Here is a 26697-nt window from a genome sequence, read left to right as displayed (position 1 = left end):
CGTGGAAGAATTTGCCGCCCTCATCGACGCGCTGGTCTATACGCGGAGCCGTAACGAGAAGCTGCGCCTGATCGCCGAATACCTTCGGGCGACGCCCGATCCCGACCGCGGCTGGGCCCTCGCGGCCCTGTCCGACGGGCTCGATTTCCCAGCGGTGAAAAGCTCGACCATTCGCAATCTGATGAAGGACCGCATCGATCCGGTCCTGTGGTCGCTCAGCCGCGATTTCGTGGGCGATACGGCCGAGACCGCGAGCCTTCTCTGGCCCGCGCCCGATGAACCGCCGTCGCCGCCGTCGGTCAGTGAAACGGTCGAACTGCTCGAAGCGATGAACCGCAAGACCGTGGTCTCCGAGCTCCCGAAGCTACTCGACCGGCTCGATCCGTCGGGACGCTATGCCTTGCTCAAACTCGCGACGGGCGGGATGCGCATCGGCGTATCCAGTCGTCTCGCCAAGACCGCTTTCGCACAGGCCTTCGACGTTTCGGTCGATGAAGTCGAAGAATATTGGCACGGTCTCGCCCCGCCCTATCCGGAGCTGTTCGCCTGGGCGGCGCATGGCGAGGACCCGCCCGACATCGAGAATCTGCCGACCTTCCGGCCCTTCATGCTCGCGCACCCGCTCGAAGAGACGGTGGTCGACCTCGCCGACTATGCCGCGGAGTGGAAGTGGGACGGGATCCGCGTGCAGCTGGTCCGCGCCGGCGATGAGACCCGCATCTATTCACGCTCCGGAGATGATATCTCGGCGACTTTCCCTGAACTCCTCGACGTGCTGCCTTTTCCCGCAGTGCTCGACGGCGAGTTGCTGGTGCGCGGCACACACCAAGGCGGAGAAGAGGGCGGCGCCGCGAGTTTCAATGCCTTGCAGCAACGGCTCGGACGCAAGACCGTGAGCAAGAAGATGCTGAAGGAGGCACCGGCCTTCGTGCGGCTATATGATGCCCTGCTGGTCGAAGGGGAAGACCTGCGCCCTTCGCCCTGGACCGAGCGCCGCGCCCGGCTCGAAGCACTGATGGAGCGCCTCCCCTACAGCCACTTCGACCTCAGCCGGATCGTCGAGGCGCGCGACTTCGATCATCTCGCACAGATCCGGGAGGGCAGCCGCGACGATTCCATCGAAGGGCTGATGCTCAAGCGCAAGGACAGCCCCTATATCGCCGGTCGACGCGTCGGCTACTGGTACAAGTGGAAGCGCGACCCGCTGCTGGTCGATTGCGTGCTGATGTATGCCCAGCGCGGCAGCGGCAAGCGGTCGAGCTTCTATTCGGACTATACCTTCGGCTGCTGGGACGGTGATCCGGACCGGGGCGCCGATCTGCTGCCGGTGGGCAAGGCCTATTCGGGCTTCACCGACGAGGAACTGAAAAAGCTCGACCGCCATGTGCGCCGCAATACCGTCAACCGCTTCGGCCCGGTGCGTGAAACCGACAAGAGCCTGGTATTCGAAGTCGCCTTCGACAGCGTCCATGAAAGCAAGCGTCACAAATCCGGCCTCGCAATGCGCTTCCCGCGCATCCACCGCATCCGCTGGGACAAGCCACCGCACGAGGCGGATCGCGTGGAAGCGCTAAGGGCGCTGGTGCGGGATTAGAAGGGTTTTTTGTCGGGTGCGGAAAGCGCATCCGCGCTCTCCTTGCGGCACCAGCCCACGCCCCCACCCGGCCACCCACGGCACTATACTGTTTGGGTGGCCGGGTGGGGGCGTGGGCTGGTGCCGCCGCAAGGGCCGGACGGATGTCCGGACCGCACGCATCAAAAAGTCGCGCCGCGCGACTTAGGTCAGATCAGCGTCCCCGATCGCCTTGGAATGCGCCTTCGCATTTTCCGCGTAATGCGCGACGCCCATGCGCATGCCGGCGATCGCAGCATCGTCGAGGTCGCGCATCTTGCGCGCCGGCCGGCCGCCCCAAAGTTCGCGCGCGCCCATCACCTTGCCCTCGGTCAGCATGGCACCTGCCGCGAGCATTGCGTCGCTACCGATGACCGCCTTGTTCATCGCGATCGCGCCGAGGCCGACGAAGCCGCGGTCCTCGATCGTGCAGCCGTGGACCATCGCCATATGCCCGACCAGCACGTCGTCGCCGATGATGAGCGGCGAGCCATCGGGATCGCCGGGACGTTCCGGATCGCAGTGGCAGACGCTGCCGTCCTGAATATTGGTCCGCTCGCCGATAACGATGCGGCTGACGTCGGCGCGCAATACGCAATTGTACCATACGGAGCTGTCGGCACCGATCTCGACATTGCCGATGATTGTGCAACCAGGTGCGATGAAGGCGCTGTCGTGGATTTTCGGCGTATGGCCGTGAATCGGAATGATCGTCACGCCGGGTCGATGGATACTCAAGCCGCGCTCTCCCATTGGTCTGCGGTCAGCGAATACTGGATCAGCGGGCCGTGCTCGGCCTCGAAATCCAGCTCCTCTCGCCGCACCATGCCGAGTTTTTCCATGAGCTTCCAGCTTGCGGTATTGTTTGGGTCGGTAATGGCAACGACATGTGGCGCGCCAATGCGGGAGAAGGCCCAGTCGATCACCGCGCGCATCGCCTCGCTTGCGTAACCGAGCCCCCAGCGATCCTCGCGGATCTTCCAGCCGATCTCGTGATCGCCGACGTTCGGCGCGGATGGATCATCGACCCGCTTGATCCCGCAATAGCCGACCATCTCCCCGCTCGCCTTCTCGATCACGAACAGGAAGCTGAAGCCTTCGCGCGCAAACATCGCCATGCCCTTGGCATGCCGCTGCTCGATCTCCGCCGGTTCCATCGGGCCGCCAATGTAGCGCATTATCGTCGGGGAATTCAGCAGGCGGTCGTGCTCCGTTTCATCGCCCTCGCCGATCGTGCGCAGAATCAGGCGCTCGGTCTCGGCGATGATGTCAGGCATCGCGTGCAAGCCATGTTTCGCGATCGATAGAATAGACGATCGTGGGGTTGAGGTCCGGCCCCCAGCGCGGGTCGGTGAAATCGAGATCCTCGCGGCGCGACATGCCAAGGCGCAGCATCAGGCCCCAGCTTGCCGTGTTGCCCGGGACCGTCAGCGCAACAATCTCCTCGCCCCCGAAGCGACCGAAGCCGAGGTCGAGCGAGGCAATCGCCGCTTCTTTTGCATAGCCGTGCCCCCAGGCATCTTCGCGCAGGCGCCAGCCGACCTCCATCATCCCGAACACCGTCTCGTCTTCGACATTGGAGCGCTTCAATCCGCAAAAACCGAGCATTTGCCCGGACAGGTGGCCGCCGTCGGCCTTTCGCTCGCAGACCCAGAAGGTGTGCCCGTGATCGCGGCGATAGCCTTCCAGCCGCTCCTGCGCGCCTGCCTGTGTCGCGGCATCCGCTACGCCGCCCAGCCAGCGCATCACTGCGGTCGTGTTGCACAGCTCCCAGAACCGCGGCCAATCCTCCGAGCGCCAGTCGCGCAGGACAAGGCGATCGGTTTCGTGGTGAAATCCGGCCCCGGTATCGGCCACCGAAATAGTGTCAGCCATTGAGAATGCGCGCGGCGAGTGGCGCGTGATAGGTCAGCACGCCCGAACAGCCGGCGCGCTTGAAGGCAAGCAGCTTTTCCATCAGCAGCGCCTCGCGATCCGCTACCCCGGCCGCCGCACCTGCCTCGATCAGCGCATATTCGCCGCTCACCTGATAGGCGAAGACCGGCACGTGGAAGGCCTCTTTCGCGCGCCAGATCACGTCGAGATAGGAGAGGCCCGGCTTCACCATCACGCTGTCGGCGCCCTCGGCAATGTCGAGCGCGATCTCGCGCATCGCCTCGTCACCATTGGCCGGGTCCATCTGGTAGCTTTTCTTGTCGCCCTTCAGCAGGCCGCCGGATCCCACGGCATCGCGAAAAGGGCCATAGAAGGTGGAGGCATATTTCGCCGAATAGGCCATGATCTGCACGTTGTGGTGCCCGCCCATTTCCAGCGCCATGCGGATCGCGCGCACACGGCCGTCCATCATGTCGGAAGGGGCGATGATGTCCGCCCCGGCCTCGGCCTGATTGACCGCCTGGTCGACCAGCACGGCAACCGTATCGTCGTTCACGACATAGCCGTGATCGTCGAGCAGCCCGTCCTGCCCGTGGCTGGTATAGGGGTCGAGGGCTACATCGGTGAGTATGCCGATATCGCTGCCGCAGGCATCGCGCACCGCCCTGATCGCGCGGCACATGAGATTGTCGGGATTGAAGGCCTCGGCGCCATCCTCGCTCCGCTTGTCATGTTGCGTGTTGGGAAACAGCGCCACGCAGGGAATACCGAGATCGACGGCCTCTTTCGCGCGCGCCGCGATACCGTCGACGGACCAGCGCGATACCCCCGGCAGACTTGCGACAGGCTCCTCTACGCCCGTTCCATCGGTCACGAACAGCGGCCAGATCAGATCCGCACTCGTCATCACCGTTTCGCGGTGCATGCGGCGGCTCCACGCATGGGCGCGAGTCCGGCGCAGGCGTGTGGCGGGATAGGATGCGATGCTCATGCCCTCAGCAATGCCGCATGGGCGGACGCGGTGCAATCGCCAAGGCGCACGTCAGGGCAACGAGCGGGGCCCGTCGATCTTGTCGATTTCGCGTTGCGGCATTGTGTTGGCAGTTTCGCTGGCCGTCGGAGCGAGATCGGCGAGAGCAGCGCCAGGCTCGACCGTTCGCAGCTTTGCCAGCGTATCCCGAAAGCGGGCCAGTTCCGCGCCGTTCAGTTGGGCGCGCGTCACATATTTGACCGAGGCCGGATTGATCGACCGGCCACCGCGGTACATTTCATAGTGGAGATGCGGCCCGGTGGAGAGACCGGTAGACCCGACGTAGCCGATCACCTGCCCGCGCCGGACGGACTGGCCACGGTCCACCGCGATGCGGCTCATGTGGCAATAGCGCGTATCGATCCCGCCACCATGGCGCAGCTTGACCGCATTCCCGCACCCGCCAGCGCGGCCCGCGGACAGCACGCGGCCATCGGTCACGGCCACGATCGGCGTCCCGTGTCGCGCCTTGAAATCGAGCCCGGCGTGCATGCGCCGATAGCCGAGGATCGGGTGGCGCCGCATTCCGTATCTTGATGACATGCGTCCCGGCACCGGAGCCATCAGCCCGCCACGCTGCTCGCCGACGCCGGATGCCTCGTAGAATTCGCCATCCGTGCCCCAGCGCATCAGCTGGACACGCGGTTTCTCGGCCCGCTCGAGACCGGCATACAGCAGCTGCCCCGCCTGTCGCTCGCCCGTAGCGGCCCGTCGGTGGGCGAGTATGAAATCGAACGTGTCGTTCGCGCGGATCTCGCGATCGATGTTCACATGCTGGCCAAGCGTCTTGAGATAGGCCTGCACTGCACTGGCAGGCGCGCCCGCTGCGCGCGCAGAACGGTAGAGACTGTCGCCGACGACGCCACGAATGCGCAGCGGCGTGTCGTCGACGCGGATCGGCTTGCGCACCAGCGTCAGCGGCCCGTCCTCGTCCAGGCGACCGACCGACAATTCGAGGTCGAACCGGGCGCGGAAGGCCAGTTCCTCTAGCGGACGCGGCGCGTTTGATTGCGGGCGCCGGCCCAGAACGATGTCGACCTTGGTACCCGATTCGATCTCACTGAGCGGCATCGCCGCCGATACCATGTTGGTCACCAGCTGCGTATCGTCCCGGCCCAGCCCTGCGCGGCGCAGCATGCGTTCGAAATCGTCGCCTTGGGCCAGCGTTGCGACCAGTTCGATGCGTGGCCGTTCCGGCGCTTCGGCAAGCGGTTGCACGAGACGCGTCGCGCCCATGCGGCGTCCGCTGTCCGCCCCGAGTGCCAGCGGCATGATCATCTGGCTGCGGTATTCTGCGCGCACCGCATCGCCGACGGGGACAGGCGGCGCGGCCTCGAGCGGTGCAAAACTCGGCCAGAAGGCAAGCGCTGCGGCGGACAGGCCGACGAACGTACCCATGCCGCGAAACCAGCGGCGGCTGCCGATATTGCTACCGAGGTCGAGCGCGATATCGACCGAAGCAATTTTCGTGAAAAGCTTGTCCCGGAACTCTGCAAGCCGCGGCCTGGACCGTGCTGGCTCGTCGACGATCTGGTCGTGCGCAAGCGTAGCCGCAGCCGCGGCGCCATCATCCGCCGCGTGCGTGGAACCGCCTTGTTCGCTGTCCCCATGAGACCAATACACGCCAGACCCTCCGTCCGTGGCCGCCCCTCGATCACAGGGCGACCAGACCCTTGCGGGTCCATTGCCCGCTTTCTGTGCCGAATTAAAGTAAACACCCGCTTAAGCTGCGGCAGCGCGAGTCCCGTCTGCGACGAAGCGACATGGCGCGACGTCGGACGGTTGCGGTTCGGCGTGGCGCCTGCCACCTAGGGCGGGTGCAGGGTAGCGCGATCAAGGCGGTCCTCGGACCCACGAACACCGGCAAGACGCATCTGGCGATCGAACGCATGTGCGGCCATTCGAGCGGCTGCATGGGCTTTCCGCTGCGCCTGCTGGCACGCGAGGTCTATGACCGGGTGCGTGCCATCAAGGGCGAGGACCAGGTCGCGCTCATCACCGGCGAGGAACGGATCGAGCCCAAGAACGCGCGCTACATGTGCTGCACAGTCGAGGCCATGCCGCGCAATGGCGCGGGGGCCGCCTTCGTCGGGCTCGACGAGGTCCAGCTCGCCGCAGATCGCGAACGCGGCCACATCTTTACCGATCGCCTGCTGAACACGCGCGGGCGCGAGGAGACAATGCTGCTCGGCAGCGCCACTGCAGAGCCGCTGGTGCGCGAGCTGTTACCGCGCGCCGAGATTTCGGACCGGCCGCGCTTTTCCACTCTCACCCATATCGGGCCGCGCAAGCTGTCGCGCCTGCCGCCACGCAGCGCGATTGTCGCCTTCAGTGCCGAGCAGGTGTATACCGTGGCGGAGATGCTACGCCGCTTCCGAGGCGGCGCGGCCGTGGTCATGGGCGCGCTCAGCCCGGAAACGCGGAACAAGCAGGTCGCGCTGTTTCAGAATGGCGAGGTCGACTACATCGTCGCCACCGATGCGATCGGCATGGGCCTCAATCTCGACGTGACGCATGTCGCATTTGCCGGGCTGACCAAGTTCGACGGCCAGCGCATGCGGCGCCTGCTGCCCGCCGAGATGGCGCAGATTGCCGGGCGCGCCGGGCGCCACCAGCGCGACGGCACTTTCGGCACGCTGGGCGGCAGCCACCGTGGCGGCACGCAGCCGGAATTCACCGAGGAAGAAATTTACGCGATCGAGGAGCATCGCTTCGGGCCGCTGACGCACCTGTTCTGGCGCGAGCCGGACCCTCGCTACGATTCGCTCGAAACGCTGATCGCCGACCTCGAGGCCTCGCCCGCAGACCGTGCCTTGAGGGCTGCGCCCGAGGCGATCGATCTTGCCACGCTGAAGCGCCTGGCCGAGGAGCCGGTCGGGCAGACGATCCGTGGGCCCGGAAACGTCCGCCGCTTCTGGGAGGCGTGCTCGCTGCCCGATTTTCGCCAGCGCGGCCCGGACGTGCATGCCCGTTTCGTTGCGCGACTGTGGCAGGACCTGCGTGGCGGTTATCTCGGCGCAGATTATGTCGCCGCGCGGATCAGCGAACTCGACAACATGGCCGGCGACATCGATACGCTGCAGGGGCGGATCGCGGCGATTCGCAGCTGGGCCTATATCTGCCAGCGCCCAGACTGGGTGCTGGCGCGTGACGAGATGGCGTCGCGTGCCCGGGCGGTCGAGGCCAAACTGTCGGACGCGCTTCACGCGCGGCTGACCGAAAGATTCGTAAATCGAAGGACGGCTATCCTGATGAAATCGCTGGGTGAAAATCCCGAAATGCTTCCGATCGAACTGGCCGAGGACGGCGGGGTAAGCGTCGAAGGCGAGCACCTCGGCACGATCCAGGGTTTTCGTTTCGACGTCGATCCGTCCGCGCGGCACGAGGACCGGCGGATGTTGCTGGCGGCCGCAGAAAAGGCCCTCCCCCGCCTGCTGGGCGAACAGGCGCAGGCGCTGGCGGCCTCGGACCTGTCCGACCTCGAACTCGCGCGCGGGGCAATCCGCTGGAAAGGCCAGGACCTCGTCACGCTCGAACAGCGCGAGGGCACCGTCGCGTCGCTGCTCCAGCCGACACGCGAACTCAAGGCGCTGCCCGATGCTGCCCGCACGCAGTTGCTCGCCGCGCTGGAGGTCTGGCTCGCGGCGAAACTCGAACCGCTCGCGCCGCTCGAAAAGATGCATCAGGCCTCGGCCAACCCCGAGGCAGGCTCGCAGGCGCGCGCGCTGTTGCTCAACCTGATCGCCGGCCATGGCTACACCAGCCGCGAACGGGCCGGGATCGAGCATCTGCCGAAAGAGATGCGTCCGTTTCTGCGCAAGATCGGGGTAACCTTCGGTGCACTCGACGTCTTTTCGCCTCTGCTGCTGAAACCCGCACCGCGCCAGCTGCTCAATGCGCTCGGCGTAGATCGCCGGCCGCTGCAGGAGGCCATGCTGCCGGTCATCCCTGGCGGGAAGAAGCTGCCGTCGGGCTACCGGCCGGCAGGCGAACAGGCCATCCGCATCGATCTGGCCGAGAAGATCCTGCGCGCTGCGCACGAGACAAGGGCGAAGGCGCAGGATCGCAAGCGCAAGTTCGTGCTCGATCTTTCGCTCCCGGTTTCCATCGGCCTTGAGGAGAACAATGCCATCCGCCTGCTTGGCGTCGCCGGATTTCGCGTCCAGCGAGCGAAGCCTCTGCCTGATGGGGTGTTCGGTCCACCGCGTCCCGATCGCTGGGAATGGCGCCCGTCGCGCCGCAAGCAGGCGCAGCGCGCTCCGGCCAGGCCACGCGAAGGCAGTGCCTTTGCCGGCCTTGCAGAGCTGCTTCGCTGACATGACGGCATGAGCGCCGAATGAGGATTGACCGGCTGCTTTGCTACCTTCGGTTCGTCCGGACGCGCAGCGCGGCACAAAAGCTGGTCGAAAAGGGCTATATTCGCCGCAACGGCGAGCGGGTCACGCGCGGAGCAATCGACATACGGATTGGTGACGTGCTCACCATTCCGCTCGGGAACCAGGTGCGTCTCGTAGAGATATTGGGGATGCCTGACCGGAGGGGTCCACCCCGCGACGCGCAGGCCTGCTATCGGGAGCTTGACCCGAACGGATGATCGGCCCTAGCAGCACCGAACCAGGTAAACACTTCGCGAAGGATCACCGACCCAATGACCTATGTCGTCACCGACGCCTGCATCAAATGCAAATATACCGACTGCGTCGAAGTGTGCCCGGTCGACTGTTTCTACGAGGGCGAGAACATGCTCGTCATCAATCCCAGCGAATGCATCGACTGCGGCGTGTGCGAGCCGGAGTGCCCGGCCGAGGCGATCCTTCCCGATACCGAGGACAATCTCGAGAAGTGGCTCGAGCTCAACACGAAGTTCTCGGCCGAATGGCCGAACATCACGCAAAGCAAGGAGCCGCCGGCCGACGCCGACGAGCACAAGGACGAGGAAGGCAAGTTCGACAAGTATTTCTCGCCCGAGCCCGGCGAGGGCGATTGATCCATTTCCTTGCTTGATCGACTGAAAGCCGCCTGGACCGCAGGCAGCGCGGACCGCATTTCGCTGACCGCTGCAGGCATCGCGCATTACGCCCTGCTGGCGCTGGTGCCGGCGCTGGGCGCGGTGGTTCTCGCCTATGGCATTATCGCCGAGCCCGAAACGGTCGCGCGCCACATCGGTGGCCTGGCGGACGCGCTGCCGCAGGCTGCGGCCGAGTTGATCGGCGACCAGCTGGCGCAAGTTTCCCAGGGCGATAGCGGCGCACAGGGCTTCGGCCTCCTCATCGCCTTGGGCATCGCACTGGTGGGTGCGCGCGGTGCAGCCAGCGCGCTGATCACCGGTCTCAATATCGTATTCCATGTCGACCAACCGCGCGGCTTCTTGCGGCAGAACCTGGTTGCACTCGCCATCACTGCCGGGGGCGCCATCGCCCTCGCCGCGACGGCCGGGCTCACCGCGGCAACGGCCGGCCTTGCCGGACCGCTGGCCCGCCTGGTGACGCTCGCCCTCATGCTCGCGCTTGCCGCGGCCGGGGCAGCCTTGATCTATCGCTTTGCCCCGGGAGGCCGTCGGCCGGCGTGGCAGGCGGCCTGGCGCGGCGCGACCATTTTCGCCGTGCTGTGGCTTGCAGCGACCGGGGCTTTTGCGTTCTACGCGGCCAATTTCGCCAGCTACAACGCCACATACGGATCGCTTGGCGCCGTCGTCGCCCTGATCACATGGTTCTGGGTCAGCGGCTTCGCCTTGCTGTTCGGCGCCGAGGTCACCGCGCTCGCCGATGGGTTTCACGACGCTCCGTGACCGCTTCGTTACAGCGACTCGCAATATTCAGCTTTGTGTGCTATATAATGCAACAACTCTACCGGCCTGCTCCCGGTAAGGTGCTAGAGAAGAAAGGGCACGCCACCTTCCGCAACATTTCGCAAGGGCCGAGTCGCACTCCGTTTCGGGATGCGAGGAGCTTGTAGCGATGTTGCTCCCCCACCCCGGTCGCGCCCCACGAAAGGATGGATTGCATGGCAAGCAAGGCTGATGCCTTCGACGTTGGCGATTACGTTGTTTACCCCAAGCACGGCGTGGGCCGTGTCATCGAACTGCAGAGCGAGGAAATCGCCGGCATGCAGCTCGATCTGTATGTACTCCGCTTCGAGAAGGAGCGCATGACGCTCCGCGTTCCGGTCAACAAGGTCGAATCGATCGGCATGCGCAAGCTGTCGAGCGACAAGACGCTCAAGGAAGCGATGGAAACCCTGAAGGGCAAGCCCAAGGTCAAGCGCACCATGTGGTCGCGCCGTGCCCAGGAATATGAAGCCAAGATCAATTCTGGCGAAATCGTCCTCATTGCCGAGGTGACCCGCGACCTGTTTCGCCCGGACGACCAGCCCGAGCAGAGCTATTCGGAACGGCAGATCTTCGAAGCGGCCTCCAGCCGCCTCGCTCGCGAACTGGCCGCGATGGAGAAGACCGACGAGCCGACTGCGCTGGAAAAGATCCTCGACGTGCTGCGCGAGCATGCGCCGCAGTATTACGAGAACACCGAAGACGCCTGACCGGTAAACCGCCACAACGGCTCGATGAAAAGGCCGCTCCGCAAGGGGCGGCCTTTTTGCTTCGGGTTGAACCCGGGCTCTCGCTGTATTACATCACCAATACGGACTGCACGGGAGATCAGGAGCAATGATGATACAGACAATTCTCAAGCAGCTGGCGCCCGCTGCCGCGCTTGCCTCAGCGGCGCTGGTGTCGGGCTGCGACGGCATGAACATCCGGTTCGGCGACAGCGAAGGCGTTCCCCTGTCCGAACTCGATATGACCGGCGCCGCCCCGACCAAGCTTGTCCTCGCCGGACCCGACGAGGTTCTGGTGACCAGCGGCAACACTCTTCAAATCGACGTATCGGGCGATCCCGAAGCGGTCGAAGCGCTGCGCTTTGCGCTCGACGAGGACATGCTTGCCATCCATCGCGAAAAGGACAGCTGGAGCGGCAAGGGCGTGGCGACCGTGCGCGTCACGATGCCCGATCCCGAGGACCTGACCCTGGCCGGTTCGGGCACGATTCGCGCCCAACGCGTGGCATCGCGCGCAAATGTGACCGTGGCGGGCTCGGGTACCCTTGAAATCGACGAGGCCGGTCCAGAGCGGTTCGAAGCGACAATCGCCGGGTCGGGCGATCTGGAAGCCACGGGCGAGGTCGAGCGGCTCGAGCTTACCATCGCCGGCTCGGGCTCGGCCCGCATGGCAGGCCTTCGCGCGGAAAGGGCCGAGGTGTCGGTTGCCGGATCGGGCGATGCGGAATTCGCCTCGGATGGCCGCGTAGATGCCAGCATTGTCGGCTCCGGCGACGTCGTGGTTCGCGGCAATGCGGAGTGCGCCGCCAGCAAGGTCGGTTCGGGAACGCTGAGCTGCTCCAAGACTGCGCCGCGGCGCGAAACCGCGGGCGCGCCGGCCGCGCCTGACGCGCCCGATACGCCTCGGGCGCCGGAAACTCCGGAAGCCCCCGACCCTGCCGGAAACTGAGTTCATCGACGGTTAGCGCAATCTTGGCTAGGCGATGCCGCGAAAGGATTCGTCATGCATCGCCTAGCCCTCATTGCCGTAGTACCGGCCAGCCTGTTCGTCTCGGGATGCATCGCGAAGACGGCCCTCGATGTCGTCACTGCTCCGGTCAAGATTGCGAGCAAGGGCGTGGATCTAGCGACAACAAGCCAGTCCGAAGCCGACGAGAAGCGCGGCCGCGAAATTCGGCGGCGTGAGGAGCGCCTCGCCAAGCTCGAGCGCGAATATGCCCGACAAATGCAGGACTGCACCGACGGCAGCCGGCGCGCCTGCGACCAGGCGCGCGGCACCTATGCGGAAATCCAGCAGATCATCCCGACCATCCCGGTCGAACCGAAGGATTAGTCGGGCGGCGTCGCCGCGCGACGCAATCGGTCGTTGATCGCGATCCCGATGCCCTCCTCGGGGATCGGCGCGACCGCGATGCGCGGCTTGTCCGAGATCGCACCCTGGTGAAAGCAGGCGTAGAGGCGCGCGGCAGCCTCCGCCAGGTCGCCGGCTTCCGACAGGGTACAGTCGCCTTCCATCGCGCCGAAGCCGATCACAAAGTCGTCTGGCGCAACTTCTGTCGCATCAAGGCGAACAGGCTTGCCGGGGGAATAGTGGCTCGCAAGCTGGCCCGGCGCTTCGATTCGCCCGCCAGCATCCGGGCGAGCGATATCTTCGAGCAGGATCGGTCCCGGGCGCAGGACCCGACGCGACCCATCTTCGCCGACGGCCACGATGGTCGATTCGATGCCCGCTTCTGAAGGCCCTCCGTCGATCACCGCGTCGATTCGCCCGTCGAGCGCGCCCAGGACGTGCGCTGCGCTTGTCGGGCTGACAAAGCCGCTGCGATTTGCCGATGGCGCGGCAAGCGGCAGGCCGGTGAATTCGAGCAGATCGCGCATTGCCGGATGGCTCGGCATACGCAGAGCGACAGTGTCGAGGCCCGCGGTGACCGCCGCGGCCAACCCCGCGCCCCGCTGGCGCGACAAGACCAGCGTGAGCGGACCCGGCCAGTATTGCCGGGCGAGCGCGCGTGCCGCTTCTGAGAATACGGCCAGGCGTTCCGCCGCCGAGAGCGAGGCGACATGGACGATCAGCGGATTGAAGCTAGGCCGGCCTTTGGCGGCATAAATGCGCGCCACGGCCTCATCATCGTCGGCGCGGGCGGCAAGGCCGTAGACCGTTTCGGTCGGCACTGCGACCAGCCCGCCGCCGCGCAGGATCTGCGCCGCACGTTCGATGCCACCATTATCCGCGCGAAGCGTTTCCGTAGCGTATTTGCCGACCATGCCTGCCCGCTATATCTGGGGGGCACGAAAGCCAAGAGGATTGCACGTGACTTACACCGCCCCCACGCAGGACCAGCTGCTCGCCATCCGCGTCAATGCCGGGATCGAGGAGCTGGCCCAGTCCGAACGATTTGCCGCTGCCGAGCCGGATATGGTCGAGGCCATCGTCGAGGGCATTGGCCAGTTTGCGGCCGGCGAATGGGCGCCGCTCAATCGCGCCGGTGATCTGGAAGGGGCCAAGCTGGAGAATGGCGTTGTGCGCTTGCCGGACGGCTTTGCGCAAGCTTACGAGCATTATGTCGAGCAGGGTTGGAATGCCATCTCGGGACCGGTCGAGTTCGGCGGACAGGGCCTGCCTTTCACGCTCTCGTGCAACGTGCTGGAGAATCTCGGCACAGCCAACATGGCGTTCAATCTGCTCCCCATGCTGAGCGTCGGGGCGATCGAGGCGCTCGAGCATCATGGCTCGCGCGAGATGCAGGAGAAATATCTCCCCAGGCTCGTCAGCGGCGAGTGGTCGGGTACGATGAATCTTACTGAACCGCAGGCGGGATCGGATGTCGGCGCGCTCCGCACCACGGCCACGCCGATCGAGGATGGCGAGCACGCGGGCAAATACCTGATCAAGGGCCAGAAGATCTACATCACCTGGGGTGAGCACGAGCTGTCGAAGAATATCATCCACCTCGTGCTTGCGCGCCTGCCCGATGCGCCGGAAGGCAGCCGCGGTATCTCGCTGTTCATCGTACCAAAGTATCATGTGAAACCGGATGGTTCGCTCGGACCGCGCAACGATCTCCGCTGTGTCAGCCTCGAACACAAGCTCGGCATCCATGCCTCGCCCACCTGTGTCATGAGCTATGGCGACAATGACGAATGCGTCGGCGAGCTGGTTGGCGCCGAGAACCGCGGTCTCGCGGCAATGTTCACGATGATGAACAACGCGCGCATCAATGTCGGCAACCAGGGTGTCCAGATCGGCGAGCGCGCGACGCAGCAGGCCCTCGATTACGCGCGCGATCGCATCCAGTCCGCGCGCGCCGGATCGCCAGATCGCGCGCCGGTGGCGATTGTCGAGCATCCCGACGTGCGCCGCATGCTGCTGCGCATGAAGGCGTTGACGGAAGGCGCTCGTGCCCTGCTCTATTACACTGCAGGACAAGTCGATCGCGGTGTTCTGGGCGACGAGGCCGCCAAGGCCCGCGGCGAAGTGCTGACGCCTCTGATCAAGGCCTGGGGCACCGATATTGGCATCGAAGTCGCCAGCCTCGGCGTGCAGGTCCATGGCGGCATGGGCTTCGTAGAAGAGACCGGCGCGGCGCAGCACTGGCGCGATTCGCGCATCGCCCCGATTTACGAGGGTACCAACGGCATCCAGGCCGCCGACCTCGTGACGCGCAAGCTTGGCATGGACGACGGCCAGGCGGTCATCGGCCTGACCGAGGACATCGCACGCGACTGCGCCGACGAGCCGGACCTGTTCGCCCTTGCCGGCGACTGTGCGACGGTGGCGCGATGGATGCGCGAGGAGGCGAGCCTCGACGACCGTCTCTCGGGCTCGGTTCCTTTCTGCACCATGCTGGCGGTGGCCGTCGCAGCATGGCAGCTTGTGCGACAGGCCCGGGCGATCGAGGCGGGAGCCTCCCCCTCGCTCGCTGCGACGAAAAAGGCGACGGTGCGGTTTTTCCTCGACCGGATCGTTCCCGAGGCTGCGGGGCTCAAAGGCTCGGCAACCGCAGGATCGATCGGACTCTACGAGCTGGAGACGGCGCAGCTCCTCGGATAGGAAGTCGCGCCGCGCGACTTACTCGGGCGCGACGCTCCGGGCGTAATCGTCCTCGCCGAAGGTGGCTTGCTGCCCGCGCAATTCGCGCCGCGCTGGCAGGCGGTCCCCCGTCACGCGCTCGATACCGGCTTGCCGCTCAGCTCCCGGTGCGATGACGCGCCAGATGATCCCCGCCGTGTCGTCGCTAACCAGCAAAGCCCCGTCCTGCGCCCACTCGACCCAGGTCGGGCGTCCGCGCGTCGTGCCGTCATCCTGCAAGAAGCCTCCGAGCACCGGGATCGGCTTGCCGGTGGGATTGCCGCGGCCGTCGAACGCGACATAGACCACGTCATAGCCAGACGGAGGCTTGCGGTTCCACGAGCCGTGACGCGCAACAAACGCGCCGCTGGCGAAATCCTCACCCATGCGGGCTCCCTCCGCGCTGAACACGAAGCCAAGCGCCGCCACATGCGGCCCGAGCGCATATTCGGGCGTGCGGACGTAGTTGATATAGGCGGGGATCGGGTATTCGACGCGGCGATCGAAATTGTCGCCGAAATAGACCCACGGCCAGCCGTATTGCGCGCCGACCGGCACATTGGTCAGATAATCGGGCACAAGGTCCGAACCGAGCATGTCTCGCTCGTTCACAGTGGTCCACAGCTCGCCCGACCAGGGATTGAAATCGAGCCCGTTAGGATTCCGCAGCCCGCCACCGAACACGCGGCGCCGGCCGCTCGCAAGGTCGATCTCCCAGATCAGCGCGCGCCCCTCCTCGGCCTCAATGCCCTTGTCGGCAATATTCGTGTCGGAACCGACCGCCACGTAGAGCTTGTCGCCCGCAGGGCTCAGCGCGAGATTGCGCATCCAGTGACCGCCGGCGGGCGCAAGATCGGTAATCTTGCGCGGTTCGCCCGACACGCTCGAGGCGCCAAGTTCGTAGGGATAGGCGAGAACCGCGTCGTGATTGGCAACATAGAGCGTCCCGTCATTCCAGGCGAGACCCGAAGGCGAAGCCAGCCCCTCGAGCAGCACTTGCCGGATTTCCGCGCTGCCATCGCCGTCGGCATCGCGCAGCAGGACCACCTGATCGGGCGAGACGCCCCCGGCACCGGCGCGATCCATCAGCAGGTCGGAAATCCACCCCACCAGACCTCCAGAACCCTCCTTCGCCGGAGCGCGAGTCAGCGATACGAGAATGTCGCCATTGGGCAGGGCCTGAAGCGTGCGGGGGTGCTCCAGCCCTTCGGCAAAACGAGAAACGGCAAGCCCTTCGGCTGCGGCGGGAACTTCACCCGCGGCCCAACCGACCGGCTCGGCGATCGCGACGGTCGGAATTGTCTCCGCCTCGGGTTCTTCGAGAAGCGGATCGGTGCCGACCACCTCGTCCCATGCGACGCTGGCGGTATCGCCGCGCGTCAGGAACCAGAACGCGGCTGCAACGAGAAGAAGGACGATGACGAGGGCGATGCCCAGTTTCTTGGCGAGGCTCATGAGTTTAGCGAATAGGCGAGGCGCTCGCGCTGGGCAATGGGCCTTGCCCTTTCGCGATGGCCGACTAGATCGAGCTCGATGTATGATTTCCGCCCCGGTGCAGAGGCCTCGAAGGCCGATATTTACGAGCAACTCGTCAGCGCCGCCGACGCGCTGACCGAGGGGGAGAGCGACGCGGTCGCCAATATGGCCAATGTCGCGGCCCTACTGGGCGATTTCCTGCCCGATCTGAATTGGGCGGGTTTTTATCGCATGGTCGAGGGCGAGCTCGTCCTTGGGCCGTTCGTCGGGCGGCCGGCCTGCATCCGCATCGCCTTGGGAACCGGTGTGTGCGGGGTGGCTGCAGAGCGGGGCGAGACGCAGCTGGTGGAAGATGTGCACGAGTTCCCGGGGCATATCGCCTGCGATGCCGAAACCCGCTCGGAACTTGTGGTGCCGGTAATTCGGGACGGATCGGTGGTTTCTGTCATCGATCTCGACAGCCCCAACCTCGCGCGGTTCGATGAGGAGGATCGCGCAGGGATCGAGCGACTGGCCGAAATCCTGGCCGCGCGCATCTAGCAAAACATCCCAAATGGGCACAGTTGAATGCGCCGGTTTTGGCGCCTTCGACAATGATGGTATTCTGGCAGAAGAACCCGCCCGGATCCGTTCAGGGAGCCCATGTCGATGAAACTGCGTCTCTACCTCCTCCCGTTTGTCGCGCTTGCTGCGATTCCGGCCAACGTTTCGGCGCAATCCGGTTCCGACGAGCGGGTCGACGACACCGAATACGCTGCGTCGGAAATGTCTGACACAGAACATGCGGTGCCGCAGATCGAAATCGAGCTCGACGAGCCGGAAACCGGCGCGAGGCGGGTGATTCCGGCGCGCCAAGACGGAACCGCACCGACATTCGTGCAACGTCCGGTGGTCCAACCACTGAATTCGGTAGAACCGGATCGCTACGCTTCCTCTGGTTCGACCCCTGCGCCTGTAGCTTACACGGGCGCATCCTCCGGCAGTCCGCGTTCGATGGACACCTACGTGTATCGCGCAGGTGAAGAGCCTGTGCTCCCCGCGGGCGGCCGGGTGGTGCAATTCGATCGCAGCGCATGGCTGACCGAATGCGCGAGGCGGCTTACGCCTCCCGTCGACGATACCGACGATGACGAAAATCGTCCCGCAAATGACAGTCTTGCGCGCTGTGAAGCCTATCTCGATGGCTATCTGGCGAGCGCCCAAAGCGGCGGCCTGCGGGGCACGCCCTCCCCGACCGGCGACTATATGCTCGTGCCGGTCACGGTGATGCAGCCACGCGCGGCGCGCTATAGCGACGGAACGCCTGTCAGGGCACGCGACTGAACGAGCAAATTTCGCCGTAAAGCTTTGATTTTACGTTAAATATCGCCGCCAGTCAGCCGCTGACACAGCAGGTCGAGCTGGTCGAGTGTGCGATAACGAATCGTCACTGTGCCGGTATTGGGCGATGCGTCGGTCTTGATGCGCACCTGCATGCCGAGAAATTCCTCGAGATGCCCCTGGACGGCGGCAATATCGGCATTGTCCGTTGGACCCCGCGTCGCTCTCGAAGGCTTGCCGACCGGCGGCGCCCCCTTGGCGGGCGAACGCACCAGCTTTTCGATTTCGCGGACGGAGAGATTTTCCTCTACCGCGCGCTGGGCCAAGAGTATCGCATCGTCATTGCCAATGAGCGCACGGGCATGACCCATGGACAGGGCTCCGCTGGAGACGAGCGCGAGAACCTTGTCGGGCAAAGCGAGCAGGCGCTGAAAATTCGCCACGTGGCTGCGCGACTTGTCGACCAGCTTTGCGATCTCCGCCTGCGTCATCCCTTCGTCGTCGGCGAGCTTCTGATAGGCGCGCGCTTCTTCGATCGGATTGAGATCTTCACGTTGAAGATTCTCGATCAACGCGAGAGCCATGACCTCACGGTCGTCGAGCTCTCGGACGATCGCCGGAATCTCGTGCAATCGCGCGCGCTGCGCAGCGCGCCAGCGCCGCTCACCGGCGACCAGCTGGAAGCGGCCGGATCCGAGGCGCCGGACGATAATCGGCTGAATCACGCCGCGCGCGGCGATAGAGGAGGCAAGTTCGTCCAGGGCCTCGTCCCGGAAATTCGTGCGCGGCTGCCCGGGCAGCGGTTCGATCTCCCCCACGGGGATCGACGCGAGCCCGTCTGCCCCTGTCGGCGGAGCAGTGGATGTCGAATCGTCCGAACCCACCTCTCCGGTTATCTCGCGGCGTACCAGCGGTTCTTCGCGGCGCGTCTCGCCCAGCAAGGCGTTGAGGCCCTTCCCGAGCTTTTTCTTACGATCAATCGGGCGGGAGGTCTGGATATCGTCGCTCATGCGGCTTTCCTGGCTTGGGGAAGGCGGCCGATCAGCTCGCGCGCAAGGCCGATGTAAGCGCGGCTGCCGGGGCATTGGTGGTCATATATGAGTGCGGGCAGCCCGTGGCTGGGGGCCTCCGACAGGCGAACATTGCGCGGGATCACGTTTTCGAAGACGAGCTGGCCGAGACAGTCGCGCACGTCGTCGGCCACCTGATCTGTCAGGCGATTGCGCCGGTCGAACATGGTCAGCACGACCCCGACGATGCCGAGTTCGGGGTTGAAACCCTGTTGCACGCGTTCGACGGTCTGAAGAAGCTGGCTAAGCCCCTCAAGCGCGAAAAATTCGCACTGCAAAGGCACCAGCAATGTATCGGCGGCGCACAGGGCGTTCAGCGTCAGCAGCCCCAGCGACGGCGGGCAATCGACAAAGCACACATCGTAATTTGCGCCTGGATTGCCCAGCGCTTTCGAAAGGCGATGCGTCCGGCCCTCTACCGACACGAGTTCGACTTCCGCACCGGAGAGATCCTGAGTGGCCGGCACGATGTCGAGGCCGGGAATATCGGTTTGCAGGGCGCATTCGGAGAGGTTGCGCTGGTCGAGCAGGAGATCGTAGCTGCTGTTCTCACGCTCGGTACTGGCGATGCCCAACCCGGTTGACGCGTTGCCCTGAGGGTCGAGGTCGACGAGCAGTGTCTTCCACCCGGTAGCGGCCATGGCGGTGGCGATATTGATCGCGGTCGTGGTCTTGCCCACCCCGCCCTTCTGATTGGCAATGGCGACGGTTATCATTTCGACGCCCGCCATTGGCCCCGACCCACGATAATCCCGGCTTCCGGATCTGTGAGCGATTGTTCCACGTGAAACATCCTTCGGTTGGCCGCAGCCAGTTCACCTACTTCTTGCGCTGCCGAACGGCCCTTCGGCAACACCCACTGCGTGGTGGTTGTGGAGAACCGTGCGGATAATGAGAGCAACCGAGGCAGCGGAGCGAAGGCGCGAGCCGAGATAATTCCCGCCTTTACCGTCTCCACCTGTTCCATCCGGGTCCCCTCGACCGTGCAATTCTGCAATTCCAGCGCGTCCACCATTCGAAGAAGCCATTCCACCCGCTTGCGGCGTGATTCGATCAGAACCACGCGCTGCGCGGGACGAAGGGCCGCTATGACCAGGCCCGGAAATCCGGCGCCTGAGCCAAGATCGAGCCACTGGCGCTGGCTCGGCTCCACAAATCGGAGCAATTGCGCCGAATCGGCCATATGGCGCTGCCATAACTGAGGCAGCGAGTTCTTGGCGACAAGGTTCTGTCGGGCGTTCTCGGCTTCCAGCTCGCGCCCGAGCTGCTCGAGCTTGTCCAGTGCTTCATGTGAAGCGAGATCGCCTACGAACGCCCTGGCCCCCTCCTCACTCTCGATCATGCAGCAAGGCTTCCGGCACGCTTGGCCTGGACGAGGACCGCCGCAAGCGCAGCGGGAGTCACGCCCTGTACTCGCCCCGCCGCAGCAAGATTCTCGGGCCGCGCGCTGCTCAGGCGCTCGACCATCTCGTTCGACAAGCCGGGCACCAGATCGTAGCGAAAGTCGGGTGGGAGCGGCAGAGCCTCGCTGGCGCGCAGATCGCGCAATTCAGCGTCTTGCCGTGCCAGATAGGGCGCATAGGCCGCATCCTCGGCCATCTCGGTCGCCAGATCGTCCTCCAGGTCGATCGGTAAGCCCAGCGAGACAAGGTCCGCCAACTCGACATTCCCGGTCGATAGCCACTCTGCCACGGTTTTCGAGCCAGCATCGCGCTTGACCGGCAAGCCGGCATCCGCAAGTTCAGGCGCGGCTAACGGGCGCGTGAATACACCCTCGTACACGCTTCGCCGTTCTTCGCGGCGGCGGTAGTATTCGGTGCGGCGCGCTCCTGCGAGGCCAGCGTCGATCGCAAGTCCGGTCAGGCGGCTGTCGGCATTGCTCGCCCGAAGACGAAGGCGGTATTCGGCGCGCGCGGTCAGCATCCGGTAGGGCTCGCTGATACCGTGCAGCGTGAGGTCATCGACCATCACAGCGATATAGGAATTCGAGCGGTCAAGCGGGACGGGCCGCTTGTCCAGCACAGCGCAAGCTGCATGCATTCCGGCCACGAGCCCCTGCGCGGCCGCCTCCTCATAGCCGGTCGTGCCGTTGATCTGGCCTGCACAATAGAGGCCGGGCACGGCATGCAGCTCGAGGCTGTGCCGCAGCGCTCGCGGATCGATATGGTCATATTCCACCGCATAGCCGGGAACCACCATCTCGACCCGGCCCAATCCCTTCATGGCGCGCAGCATCTCGTGCTGCACGTCGGTGGGCAGCGAGGTGGAAATGCCGTTCGGATAGACGAGATGGGTATCCAGACCCTCAGGTTCGAGAAAGACCTGATGGCCATCGCGGTCCCCGAAGCGGTGGATCTTGTCTTCGATGGAGGGGCAATACCGTGGCCCGGCCCCGGCAATGGCCCCCGAGAAAAGCGGCGAACGATCGAGATTGGCCCTGATCACGTCATGCGCGCGCTCGTTAGTCCGGGTCACCGCGCAGAAAGTCTGCGGGTTATCCCTTCCACCCGACAAGGCAGACATGGTCCAGTTCTCGCCATCGCTCGGCTGCTCTTCGAGGTTGGCCCAATCTATCGTCCTGCCATCGAGGCGCGGCGGCGTTCCAGTCTTCAACCGCCCCATGGGCAAGGCGGCAGCGCGCAATTGCTCCGCCAGACGGTGGGCCGCATTTTCCCCAATCCGGCCGCCCTCCAGTCGCTCTTCACCCCGAAACAGTACCCCGCCGAGGAAGGTCCCGGTGCACAGGATGACCGCCTTGGCCCTGAGGCGCGTGCCATCTGCAAGATGAAGGCCGGCAACACGCCCTCCTTCGAGCACGAGCGACGCGGCCTCCCCTGCAATGCAACACAGCCGACTCTCTGCCCTGATGATACGCTGCACCTCCGCCTTGAACAGGCGGCGATCAGCCTGGACGCGCGGGCCCCAGACCGCACTCCCCTTCGAGCGGTTGAGCATCCGGTAATGAATCGCGCCCGCATCCGCCGCGCGACCGATTACGCCGTCAAGGGCGTCGACTTCGCGGACGAGATGGCCCTTGCCGAGGCCGCCGATTGCCGGATTGCAGCTCATCGCTCCGATTGCATCGAGGTCGAACGATATGAGGCCCGTACTCGCCCCCATCCGCGCCGCAGCGCAGGCAGCCTCGACGCCGGCATGTCCGCCGCCCACAACCAGAACATCGAATTCGCGCATGAGCGCCTCTTACCGATACGCAGGTGCGCGGTCAAAGGGCCTTTGTTTCACGTGAAACATCGTTCGCGGCCCTACTTTCCGATGCAGAATTGTCCGAAAAGTGCATCAAGCATGTCCTCGGTGGAACTGCGGCCAGATATGCTGTCGAGCGCCAATCTCGCAAGCCTCAGGTCCTCGGCGGCGAGCAGCGGATCGCTCTGCCCCTCCGCGCTGCGAAGATGCACCGCACACTCCCGGGCAAGAGCGCGCTGTCGACGATTGAGGGCTAGCCGGTCGAGCGGTGGCAAAAGTCCGGCCGCAGTTGCGACCAACCAATCGACCAGATCGTCCAGTCCCTCACCAGTTACAGATGAAACGACATGGTCTGCTACTTGCATCTCCGCCAAAAGGTCGGATTTCGACTGGACCAGATGCGCGCCCTCCGGTGCCATGTCGGCGGGCCCCAGCCAGAGCAGGATATCAGCGCTCGCCATTTGCTGCTTCGCCCGATCGACGCCAATCGCCTCGATAGCGCTGGCGCCTTCGTCTCGCAGACCGGCAGTATCGACAAGGACGAAGGGCGCCCCGCCCAATGCAATCGGCCGCTCGATCACATCGCGTGTCGTGCCCGCCTCGGCAGACACAATTGCCACGCCCTCTTTCAATATAGCGTTGAAAAGTGACGACTTTCCCGCATTCGGCGGGCCAGCGAAGACTACGCGCACGCCGTCCTTGAGCCGCTCCAATGGCGGGCGCGCGATGATTTCCTCGATAGCGCCGGCCAACGCCGCCAGCTGGCCGGAAAAATCGGCCGGAAGTTGGCTTACATCGTCCTCGTCCGAAAAGTCGATGACGGCCTCAAGCTTGGCCGAAAGACCGAGTACCTCGCCGCGCCACTGCTCGATGCGTCGCGAAAGCTCTCCCCCGGCGGCTGCAATCGCCCCTCGCCTTTGCCATTCGGTTTCAGCTGCAAGCAGATCGCCGAGCCCCTCGACTTCGGCCAGATCGATCCTGCCATTGGCGAAAGCGCGGCGCGTAAACTCGCCAGGTTGCGCCTCACGGAAGCCTTCCAGCCTGCCAAGCTCGGCGAGGACGGCTTCGACGACGGCGCGCCCACCATGACAGTGCAATTCGGCCATGTCCTCGCCGCTTGCCGTGGCCGGCCCGGGAAACCACAGGACGAGCGCCTGATCGAGAACCGAGCCATCGGCCGCTCGCAAGGTGCGCAGCGCAGCATGTCGCGCGCGTGGTCGCTTACCCGCGAGCCGAGAGAGCGCCTCGCCCGCGAACGGTCCGCTAATGCGGATGATCGCGATGCCCGCAGGCGGGGCACCGCTCGATAGCGCATAGATCGTATCGGTCATCGGTGGCGGTGCAGGCCTCGAGCCTCAATCCTCGTCGGCAGGCCTTCCCGACTTCGAGCCGGGCCGGGCCGAGTTCGCCCCCTCCATGAAGCTCTGGAACAGTTTGAAGCCGGCCTGCCCCATGGGTGCCAGCTGGCGCGCGTATTCCTGCAATTGCTCGGTGTTGGACACGCCTTTCATGGCGTTCGACATCATGTCCACATAGACCGCGTTGGCCTTGCCTACGTCGGGCAGACCCATGAAAGTACGCGCCTCTTCGGGGGTGCAGTCGATTTCGATGTGGACCTTCATGGCGCTTCCTCCGTTGTGGCGCTGTTACGCATATCTGGGTTTGCCAAGCCTTCTCGGCAAGCGCTAGACCCCAATCAACACAGGAGAGCCCCCGCATGACCGAGACCGTCAAGATTTCCACCCTGTCCGGCGACACGCAATTCGATGCCTATGTCGCGCGGCCGGCCGACACCCCGCGCGCTGCGATCATCGTCATCCAGGAAATCTTCGGGGTCAACGCCGGTATCCGGCGCAAATGCGACAAGCTGGCCGAAGACGGCTATCTCGCGGTCGCGCCGGACCTGTTCTGGCGGCTCGAGCCGGGGATCGAGCTCGATCCCGACGTCGAACCGGAATTCCAGCGCGCGCTCGATCTGATGGGCAAGTTCGATCAGGATCAGGGCATTCGCGACATCGAAGCGACAATCTATCATATTCGGCGTGAAGAGGATGTCGCGAAGGTCGGGGCCGTCGGATACTGCCTCGGTGGCCGTCTCGCCTACATGACCGCCGCGCGCACCGATGTGAATGCGACGGTCGGCTATTACGGCGTCGGGATCGACGGGCTGCTTGGCGAGAAGCACGCGATAGCGCATCCGCTGATGCTGCATATTCCGACCGAAGACGGTTTCGTCGACAAGGACACGCAGAAGGCGATGCACGACGGGCTGGACGATCATCCCAAGGTCACCCTGTTCGACTACGAGGGTCTCGACCACGGATTTGCGACCGAATTCGGGGAGCGGCGCTCCGATGACGCGGCGCAGCTAGCCGATCGGCGCAGCGCGGAATTCTTCGCCGAGCACCTTGGCTGACGCGTGGAGCGCGTCCCCTTTCGCTACATCGTCCCGCTCGCCCTGCTTGCCCTGTGCGGTGCCGCATGGCTCTGGGATCCGACCCGCTGGCTTCTTTGGCTGCTGGTACCCGCGACGCTGTTAGCGATTTGGGATTTCTTTCAGCAGGATCATACACTTAGGCGAAACTATCCGCTGATCGCGCGGATTCGCTGGCTAATGGAGGACCTGCGCCCCTTCGCCCAATCCTACATCGTCGAAAGCGATCTCGAGGGCCGCCCTTTCAGCCACCAGGCGCGGGCGCTGATCTATGCCCGGGCCAAGGGCGATCTGGATTCGCACCCGATGGGCACCGAGCTCGACGTCTATTCGGACGAGTACGAATGGCTCAGCCACTCGATCGCTCCCAAAGAGGACGCGCCGGATCACTGGCGGGTCTCGATCGGCGAGGGAAGCTGCGCGAAGCCCTATTCCTCCGCCTTGCTGAACATCTCCGCGATGAGCTTCGGCTCCCTGTCCGGCAAGGCTATCCAGGCGCTCAATGCCGGAGCGGCCATGGGCGGTTTCGCTCACAATACCGGTGAAGGATCGATCAGCAAATATCACCGTTCGCACGGTGGTGACCTGATCTGGGAGTTGGGCAGCGGCTATTTCGGCGCGCGCAAGCCCGATGGCAGTTTCGATCCCGACCAGTTCCGCGATCGCGCAGGCGACGAGCAGGTCAAGATGATCGAGCTCAAGCTGAGCCAGGGCGCGAAGCCGGGCCATGGCGGCGTGCTGCCGGGCAAAAAGGTCACGCAGGAAATCGCGGAGGCTCGCGGCGTGCCCGTCGGCGACACGGTCGTGTCTCCCGCCGCACATCCCGCCTTTGCCACGCCAGTCGAAATGCTCGAATTCCTCGCCGAATTGCGCGATCTTTCCGGGGGGAAGCCAATCGGCATCAAGCTTTGCGTCGGCCAGCCGCACGAACTCTTCGCCATTGGTAAGGCAATGATCGAGACCGGCCTCCACCCCGATTTCATCACTGTCGATGGCGCTGAAGGCGGAACCGGGGCCGCGCCGCTTGAACTGTCCAATTCGGTGGGGATGCCGCTCCGCGAAGGCCAGATCATGGTGCGCAACATGCTGGTCGGACTCAATCTGAAGGATCGGGTGAAGATCGCCGCATCGGGCAAGATCCACTCGGGCGCGCAGATGGCCAAGGCCTTCGCTCTCGGCGCCGACTGGTGCAACGCCGCGCGTCCCTTCATGTTCGCGCTCGGCTGCGTCCAGTCGATGAACTGCCACAAGGGCACCTGCCCGACCGGCGTCGCCACGCAGGACGCCTGGCGGCAGCGCGGCCTCGTGGTAGAAGACAAGGGCCCGCGGGTGGCGCGATTCCAGCGCCAGACCGTCCACTCCCTGCGCGAAATCGTGGTCGCCATGGGTTTGTCGAGCCCGTGGGAGATTTCGCCCCATGACATGCGCGAACGCTTGAATGGCGCCCGCTCGGATGCCATCGACCGCATTTACACGTTCCTCGAGCCGGGAGAATTGCTCGAGAATGCCGAGGCAACGCCCTATGCGCGCCACTGGTCCGCGGCGCGGGCGGATACGTTTCGGCGGGTTTGAACGGCAGGAGGATAAACCATGAGCGCAGCGACGAAGGGGCTGGAAAATTGGCATCGCGTCATCGAAAACGGCAGCAAGGCAGGGGAGCTGGCGGCGATGATACACCCAGATGCAGTGTTTCATTCGCCGGTAGTGCACACGCCGCAACACGGCCAGGCCATCGTCACCGCCTATCTTGCCGCTGCGGGCCAGACGCTGGGCAACGCCGAATTCCGCTATGTTCGCACCATGACCGACGGCAATGACGCGCTGCTCGAATTCACCACGGAGATGGACGGCATCCATGTCAACGGGATCGACCTCATCCGGTTTGACGAAGATGGAAAGATCGTCGATTTCAAGGTCATGGTTCGACCGCTCAAGGCCGTGAACAAGGTGTGGGAGCAGATGGGAGCCGAGCTTGAGCGCATGAAGGCGGGCTGACGGCCAATAGCCGGGACCTTGGTCCTGCGCGGCCTAGGCATTCATCGTTAGGTCTCG

27 protein-coding genes are annotated in these 26697 nt (G+C 64.6%); 14 read left to right on the top strand and 13 right to left on the bottom strand.

What is annotated here, in order from left to right; genetic code table 11:
- Nucleotide 1: 1 nt before the first annotated feature.
- Entirely contained in the window at nucleotides 2–1594 is a 1593-nt protein-coding gene (locus tag P8Q88_RS07965) for a cisplatin damage response ATP-dependent DNA ligase (protein ID WP_278323315.1), read from the top strand.
- Nucleotides 1595–1777: 183 nt separating this feature from the next.
- Here the strand turns inward: P8Q88_RS07965 and P8Q88_RS07960 are convergent, their stop codons facing one another.
- Genes P8Q88_RS07960 through P8Q88_RS07940 form a run of 5 tightly spaced genes read right to left on the bottom strand, consistent with a single transcriptional unit; the run spans nucleotide 1778 to nucleotide 6140 of the window.
- Nucleotides 1778–2344, bottom strand: coding sequence for a gamma carbonic anhydrase family protein (locus P8Q88_RS07960; protein WP_278323646.1), 567 nt, complete (start codon nucleotides 2342–2344; stop codon nucleotides 1778–1780).
- 2 nt (nucleotides 2345–2346) lie between these two features.
- Complete coding sequence (locus tag P8Q88_RS07955; RefSeq protein WP_278323314.1) at nucleotides 2347–2889, bottom strand: GNAT family N-acetyltransferase; 543 nt, start codon at nucleotides 2887–2889, stop codon at nucleotides 2347–2349.
- The gene (locus tag P8Q88_RS07950) at nucleotides 2882–3487 is read right to left on the bottom strand and encodes a GNAT family N-acetyltransferase (RefSeq protein ID WP_278323313.1); all 606 of its coding nucleotides are present in this window, start codon (nucleotides 3485–3487) and stop codon (nucleotides 2882–2884) included. The genes P8Q88_RS07955 and P8Q88_RS07950 overlap by 8 nt, the downstream gene beginning before the upstream one ends.
- The gene (gene hemB, locus P8Q88_RS07945; RefSeq protein WP_278323312.1) at nucleotides 3480–4478 is read right to left on the bottom strand and encodes a porphobilinogen synthase; all 999 of its coding nucleotides are present in this window, start codon (nucleotides 4476–4478) and stop codon (nucleotides 3480–3482) included. The genes P8Q88_RS07950 and hemB overlap by 8 nt, the downstream gene beginning before the upstream one ends.
- A gap of 51 nt (nucleotides 4479–4529) precedes the next feature.
- On the bottom strand, nucleotides 4530–6140 hold the full coding sequence (locus tag P8Q88_RS07940) for a M23 family metallopeptidase (protein WP_278323311.1): 1611 nt from the start codon (nucleotides 6138–6140) through the stop codon (nucleotides 4530–4532).
- Between the two features lie 140 nt (nucleotides 6141–6280).
- On the opposite strand from P8Q88_RS07940, the gene P8Q88_RS07935 reads away from it, so the two are divergent.
- The 7 genes from P8Q88_RS07935 (at nucleotide 6281) to P8Q88_RS07905 (ending at nucleotide 12405) form a co-directional block, all read left to right on the top strand.
- The gene (locus tag P8Q88_RS07935) at nucleotides 6281–8833 is read left to right on the top strand and encodes a helicase-related protein (protein WP_278323310.1); all 2553 of its coding nucleotides are present in this window, start codon (nucleotides 6281–6283) and stop codon (nucleotides 8831–8833) included.
- Nucleotides 8834–8853: 20 nt separating this feature from the next.
- Nucleotides 8854–9111 (top strand): RNA-binding S4 domain-containing protein, encoded by a 258-nt coding sequence (locus P8Q88_RS07930; protein WP_278323309.1) that lies wholly within the window; start codon nucleotides 8854–8856, stop codon nucleotides 9109–9111.
- A 54-nt stretch (nucleotides 9112–9165) separates the two neighbouring features.
- Nucleotides 9166–9504 carry a ferredoxin FdxA gene (gene fdxA, locus P8Q88_RS07925; protein ID WP_278323308.1) on the top strand — a complete coding sequence of 113 codons (339 nt, stop codon included), beginning with the start codon at nucleotides 9166–9168 and terminating at the stop codon, nucleotides 9502–9504.
- A 9-nt stretch (nucleotides 9505–9513) separates the two neighbouring features.
- Nucleotides 9514–10305 carry a YihY/virulence factor BrkB family protein gene (locus P8Q88_RS07920; protein ID WP_278323307.1) on the top strand — a complete coding sequence of 264 codons (792 nt, stop codon included), beginning with the start codon at nucleotides 9514–9516 and terminating at the stop codon, nucleotides 10303–10305.
- A gap of 215 nt (nucleotides 10306–10520) precedes the next feature.
- The gene (locus tag P8Q88_RS07915) at nucleotides 10521–11054 is read left to right on the top strand and encodes a CarD family transcriptional regulator (RefSeq protein WP_050601467.1); all 534 of its coding nucleotides are present in this window, start codon (nucleotides 10521–10523) and stop codon (nucleotides 11052–11054) included.
- Nucleotides 11055–11181: 127 nt separating this feature from the next.
- Nucleotides 11182–12021, top strand: a complete 840-nt coding sequence (locus P8Q88_RS07910) for a head GIN domain-containing protein (protein WP_278323306.1) — start codon at nucleotides 11182–11184, stop codon at nucleotides 12019–12021.
- A gap of 54 nt (nucleotides 12022–12075) precedes the next feature.
- Nucleotides 12076–12405 (top strand): hypothetical protein, encoded by a 330-nt coding sequence (locus P8Q88_RS07905; protein WP_278323305.1) that lies wholly within the window; start codon nucleotides 12076–12078, stop codon nucleotides 12403–12405.
- Here the strand turns inward: P8Q88_RS07905 and P8Q88_RS07900 are convergent.
- Nucleotides 12402–13337: an L-threonylcarbamoyladenylate synthase gene (locus P8Q88_RS07900; protein ID WP_278323304.1), complete on the bottom strand. Its 936-nt coding sequence runs from the start codon at nucleotides 13335–13337 to the stop codon at nucleotides 12402–12404. The genes P8Q88_RS07905 and P8Q88_RS07900 overlap by 4 nt on opposite strands.
- Before the next feature lie 46 nt (nucleotides 13338–13383).
- Between P8Q88_RS07900 and P8Q88_RS07895 the strand changes: the two genes are divergently transcribed.
- Nucleotides 13384–15123: an acyl-CoA dehydrogenase family protein gene (locus P8Q88_RS07895; RefSeq protein ID WP_278323303.1), complete on the top strand. Its 1740-nt coding sequence runs from the start codon at nucleotides 13384–13386 to the stop codon at nucleotides 15121–15123.
- Nucleotides 15124–15141: 18 nt separating this feature from the next.
- Here the strand turns inward: P8Q88_RS07895 and P8Q88_RS07890 are convergent, their stop codons facing one another.
- Nucleotides 15142–16596, bottom strand: coding sequence for a PQQ-dependent sugar dehydrogenase (locus P8Q88_RS07890; protein WP_278323302.1), 1455 nt, complete (start codon nucleotides 16594–16596; stop codon nucleotides 15142–15144).
- A gap of 78 nt (nucleotides 16597–16674) precedes the next feature.
- Here P8Q88_RS07890 and msrC point away from each other — a divergent pair, with 78 nt between their 5' ends.
- The gene (gene msrC / locus P8Q88_RS07885; protein ID WP_278323301.1) at nucleotides 16675–17157 is read left to right on the top strand and encodes a free L-methionine (R)-S-oxide reductase MsrC; all 483 of its coding nucleotides are present in this window, start codon (nucleotides 16675–16677) and stop codon (nucleotides 17155–17157) included.
- A 108-nt stretch (nucleotides 17158–17265) separates the two neighbouring features.
- A complete protein-coding gene (locus tag P8Q88_RS07880; protein ID WP_278323300.1) occupies nucleotides 17266–17940 on the top strand; it encodes a hypothetical protein in 675 nt (224 codons plus the stop codon).
- Nucleotides 17941–17975: 35 nt separating this feature from the next.
- Here the strand turns inward: P8Q88_RS07880 and P8Q88_RS07875 are convergent, their stop codons facing one another.
- From P8Q88_RS07875 to P8Q88_RS07850, 6 genes are all read right to left on the bottom strand, one after another.
- Nucleotides 17976–18947 (bottom strand): ParB/RepB/Spo0J family partition protein, encoded by a 972-nt coding sequence (locus P8Q88_RS07875; RefSeq protein ID WP_278323299.1) that lies wholly within the window; start codon nucleotides 18945–18947, stop codon nucleotides 17976–17978.
- Nucleotides 18944–19723, bottom strand: coding sequence for a ParA family protein (locus P8Q88_RS07870; protein WP_278323645.1), 780 nt, complete (start codon nucleotides 19721–19723; stop codon nucleotides 18944–18946). Before P8Q88_RS07870 ends, P8Q88_RS07875 begins: the two co-directional genes overlap by 4 nt.
- A complete protein-coding gene (gene rsmG, locus P8Q88_RS07865) occupies nucleotides 19720–20349 on the bottom strand; it encodes a 16S rRNA (guanine(527)-N(7))-methyltransferase RsmG (RefSeq protein ID WP_278323298.1) in 630 nt (209 codons plus the stop codon). Before rsmG ends, P8Q88_RS07870 begins: the two co-directional genes overlap by 4 nt.
- The gene (mnmG, locus tag P8Q88_RS07860; protein WP_278323297.1) at nucleotides 20346–22199 is read right to left on the bottom strand and encodes a tRNA uridine-5-carboxymethylaminomethyl(34) synthesis enzyme MnmG; all 1854 of its coding nucleotides are present in this window, start codon (nucleotides 22197–22199) and stop codon (nucleotides 20346–20348) included. Before mnmG ends, rsmG begins: the two co-directional genes overlap by 4 nt.
- A gap of 71 nt (nucleotides 22200–22270) precedes the next feature.
- Entirely contained in the window at nucleotides 22271–23542 is a 1272-nt protein-coding gene (gene mnmE / locus P8Q88_RS07855) for a tRNA uridine-5-carboxymethylaminomethyl(34) synthesis GTPase MnmE (RefSeq protein WP_278323296.1), read from the bottom strand.
- Nucleotides 23543–23566: 24 nt separating this feature from the next.
- The gene (locus P8Q88_RS07850; RefSeq protein ID WP_278323295.1) at nucleotides 23567–23833 is read right to left on the bottom strand and encodes a DUF6489 family protein; all 267 of its coding nucleotides are present in this window, start codon (nucleotides 23831–23833) and stop codon (nucleotides 23567–23569) included.
- Nucleotides 23834–23928: 95 nt separating this feature from the next.
- Between P8Q88_RS07850 and P8Q88_RS07845 the strand changes: the two genes are divergently transcribed.
- The 3 genes from P8Q88_RS07845 to P8Q88_RS07835 are packed head-to-tail and all read left to right on the top strand — an operon-like array spanning nucleotide 23929 to nucleotide 26640.
- Nucleotides 23929–24627, top strand: coding sequence for a dienelactone hydrolase family protein (locus tag P8Q88_RS07845; protein WP_278323294.1), 699 nt, complete (start codon nucleotides 23929–23931; stop codon nucleotides 24625–24627).
- 3 nt (nucleotides 24628–24630) lie between these two features.
- Complete coding sequence (locus tag P8Q88_RS07840) at nucleotides 24631–26217, top strand: FMN-binding glutamate synthase family protein (RefSeq protein WP_278323293.1); 1587 nt, start codon at nucleotides 24631–24633, stop codon at nucleotides 26215–26217.
- Nucleotides 26218–26235: 18 nt separating this feature from the next.
- On the top strand, nucleotides 26236–26640 hold the full coding sequence (locus tag P8Q88_RS07835) for a nuclear transport factor 2 family protein (RefSeq protein WP_278323292.1): 405 nt from the start codon (nucleotides 26236–26238) through the stop codon (nucleotides 26638–26640).
- Nucleotides 26641–26697: the final 57 nt, after the last annotated feature.

Origin of the sequence: Qipengyuania marincola (assembly GCF_029688625.1) — a bacterium.
GTDB lineage: Bacteria > Pseudomonadota > Alphaproteobacteria > Sphingomonadales > Sphingomonadaceae > Qipengyuania.
Note: the sequence above shows the minus strand (reverse complement) of the source record. Positions and strands in the feature narration are given on the sequence as shown.

Coding starts and splice junctions, on each gene's coding strand:
- P8Q88_RS07955 (WP_278323314.1), bottom strand. CDS start 2,889: ATGCCTGACATCATCGCCGAGACCGAGCGCCTGATTCTGCGCACGATC.
- P8Q88_RS07950 (WP_278323313.1), bottom strand. CDS start 3,487: ATGGCTGACACTATTTCGGTGGCCGATACCGGGGCCGGATTTCACCAC.
- hemB (WP_278323312.1), bottom strand. CDS start 4,478: ATGAGCATCGCATCCTATCCCGCCACACGCCTGCGCCGGACTCGCGCC.
- P8Q88_RS07935 (WP_278323310.1), top strand. CDS start 6,281: ATGGCGCGACGTCGGACGGTTGCGGTTCGGCGTGGCGCCTGCCACCTA.
- P8Q88_RS07930 (WP_278323309.1), top strand. CDS start 8,854: ATGAGGATTGACCGGCTGCTTTGCTACCTTCGGTTCGTCCGGACGCGC.
- fdxA (WP_278323308.1), top strand. CDS start 9,166: ATGACCTATGTCGTCACCGACGCCTGCATCAAATGCAAATATACCGAC.
- P8Q88_RS07915 (WP_050601467.1), top strand. CDS start 10,521: ATGGCAAGCAAGGCTGATGCCTTCGACGTTGGCGATTACGTTGTTTAC.
- P8Q88_RS07910 (WP_278323306.1), top strand. CDS start 11,182: ATGATGATACAGACAATTCTCAAGCAGCTGGCGCCCGCTGCCGCGCTT.
- P8Q88_RS07905 (WP_278323305.1), top strand. CDS start 12,076: ATGCATCGCCTAGCCCTCATTGCCGTAGTACCGGCCAGCCTGTTCGTC.
- P8Q88_RS07900 (WP_278323304.1), bottom strand. CDS start 13,337: ATGGTCGGCAAATACGCTACGGAAACGCTTCGCGCGGATAATGGTGGC.
- P8Q88_RS07890 (WP_278323302.1), bottom strand. CDS start 16,596: ATGAGCCTCGCCAAGAAACTGGGCATCGCCCTCGTCATCGTCCTTCTT.
- msrC (WP_278323301.1), top strand. CDS start 16,675: ATGTATGATTTCCGCCCCGGTGCAGAGGCCTCGAAGGCCGATATTTAC.
- P8Q88_RS07880 (WP_278323300.1), top strand. CDS start 17,266: ATGAAACTGCGTCTCTACCTCCTCCCGTTTGTCGCGCTTGCTGCGATT.
- P8Q88_RS07875 (WP_278323299.1), bottom strand. CDS start 18,947: ATGAGCGACGATATCCAGACCTCCCGCCCGATTGATCGTAAGAAAAAG.
- P8Q88_RS07870 (WP_278323645.1), bottom strand. CDS start 19,723: ATGATAACCGTCGCCATTGCCAATCAGAAGGGCGGGGTGGGCAAGACC.
- rsmG (WP_278323298.1), bottom strand. CDS start 20,349: ATGATCGAGAGTGAGGAGGGGGCCAGGGCGTTCGTAGGCGATCTCGCT.
- mnmG (WP_278323297.1), bottom strand. CDS start 22,199: ATGCGCGAATTCGATGTTCTGGTTGTGGGCGGCGGACATGCCGGCGTC.
- mnmE (WP_278323296.1), bottom strand. CDS start 23,542: ATGACCGATACGATCTATGCGCTATCGAGCGGTGCCCCGCCTGCGGGC.
- P8Q88_RS07850 (WP_278323295.1), bottom strand. CDS start 23,833: ATGAAGGTCCACATCGAAATCGACTGCACCCCCGAAGAGGCGCGTACT.
- P8Q88_RS07845 (WP_278323294.1), top strand. CDS start 23,929: ATGACCGAGACCGTCAAGATTTCCACCCTGTCCGGCGACACGCAATTC.
- P8Q88_RS07835 (WP_278323292.1), top strand. CDS start 26,236: ATGAGCGCAGCGACGAAGGGGCTGGAAAATTGGCATCGCGTCATCGAA.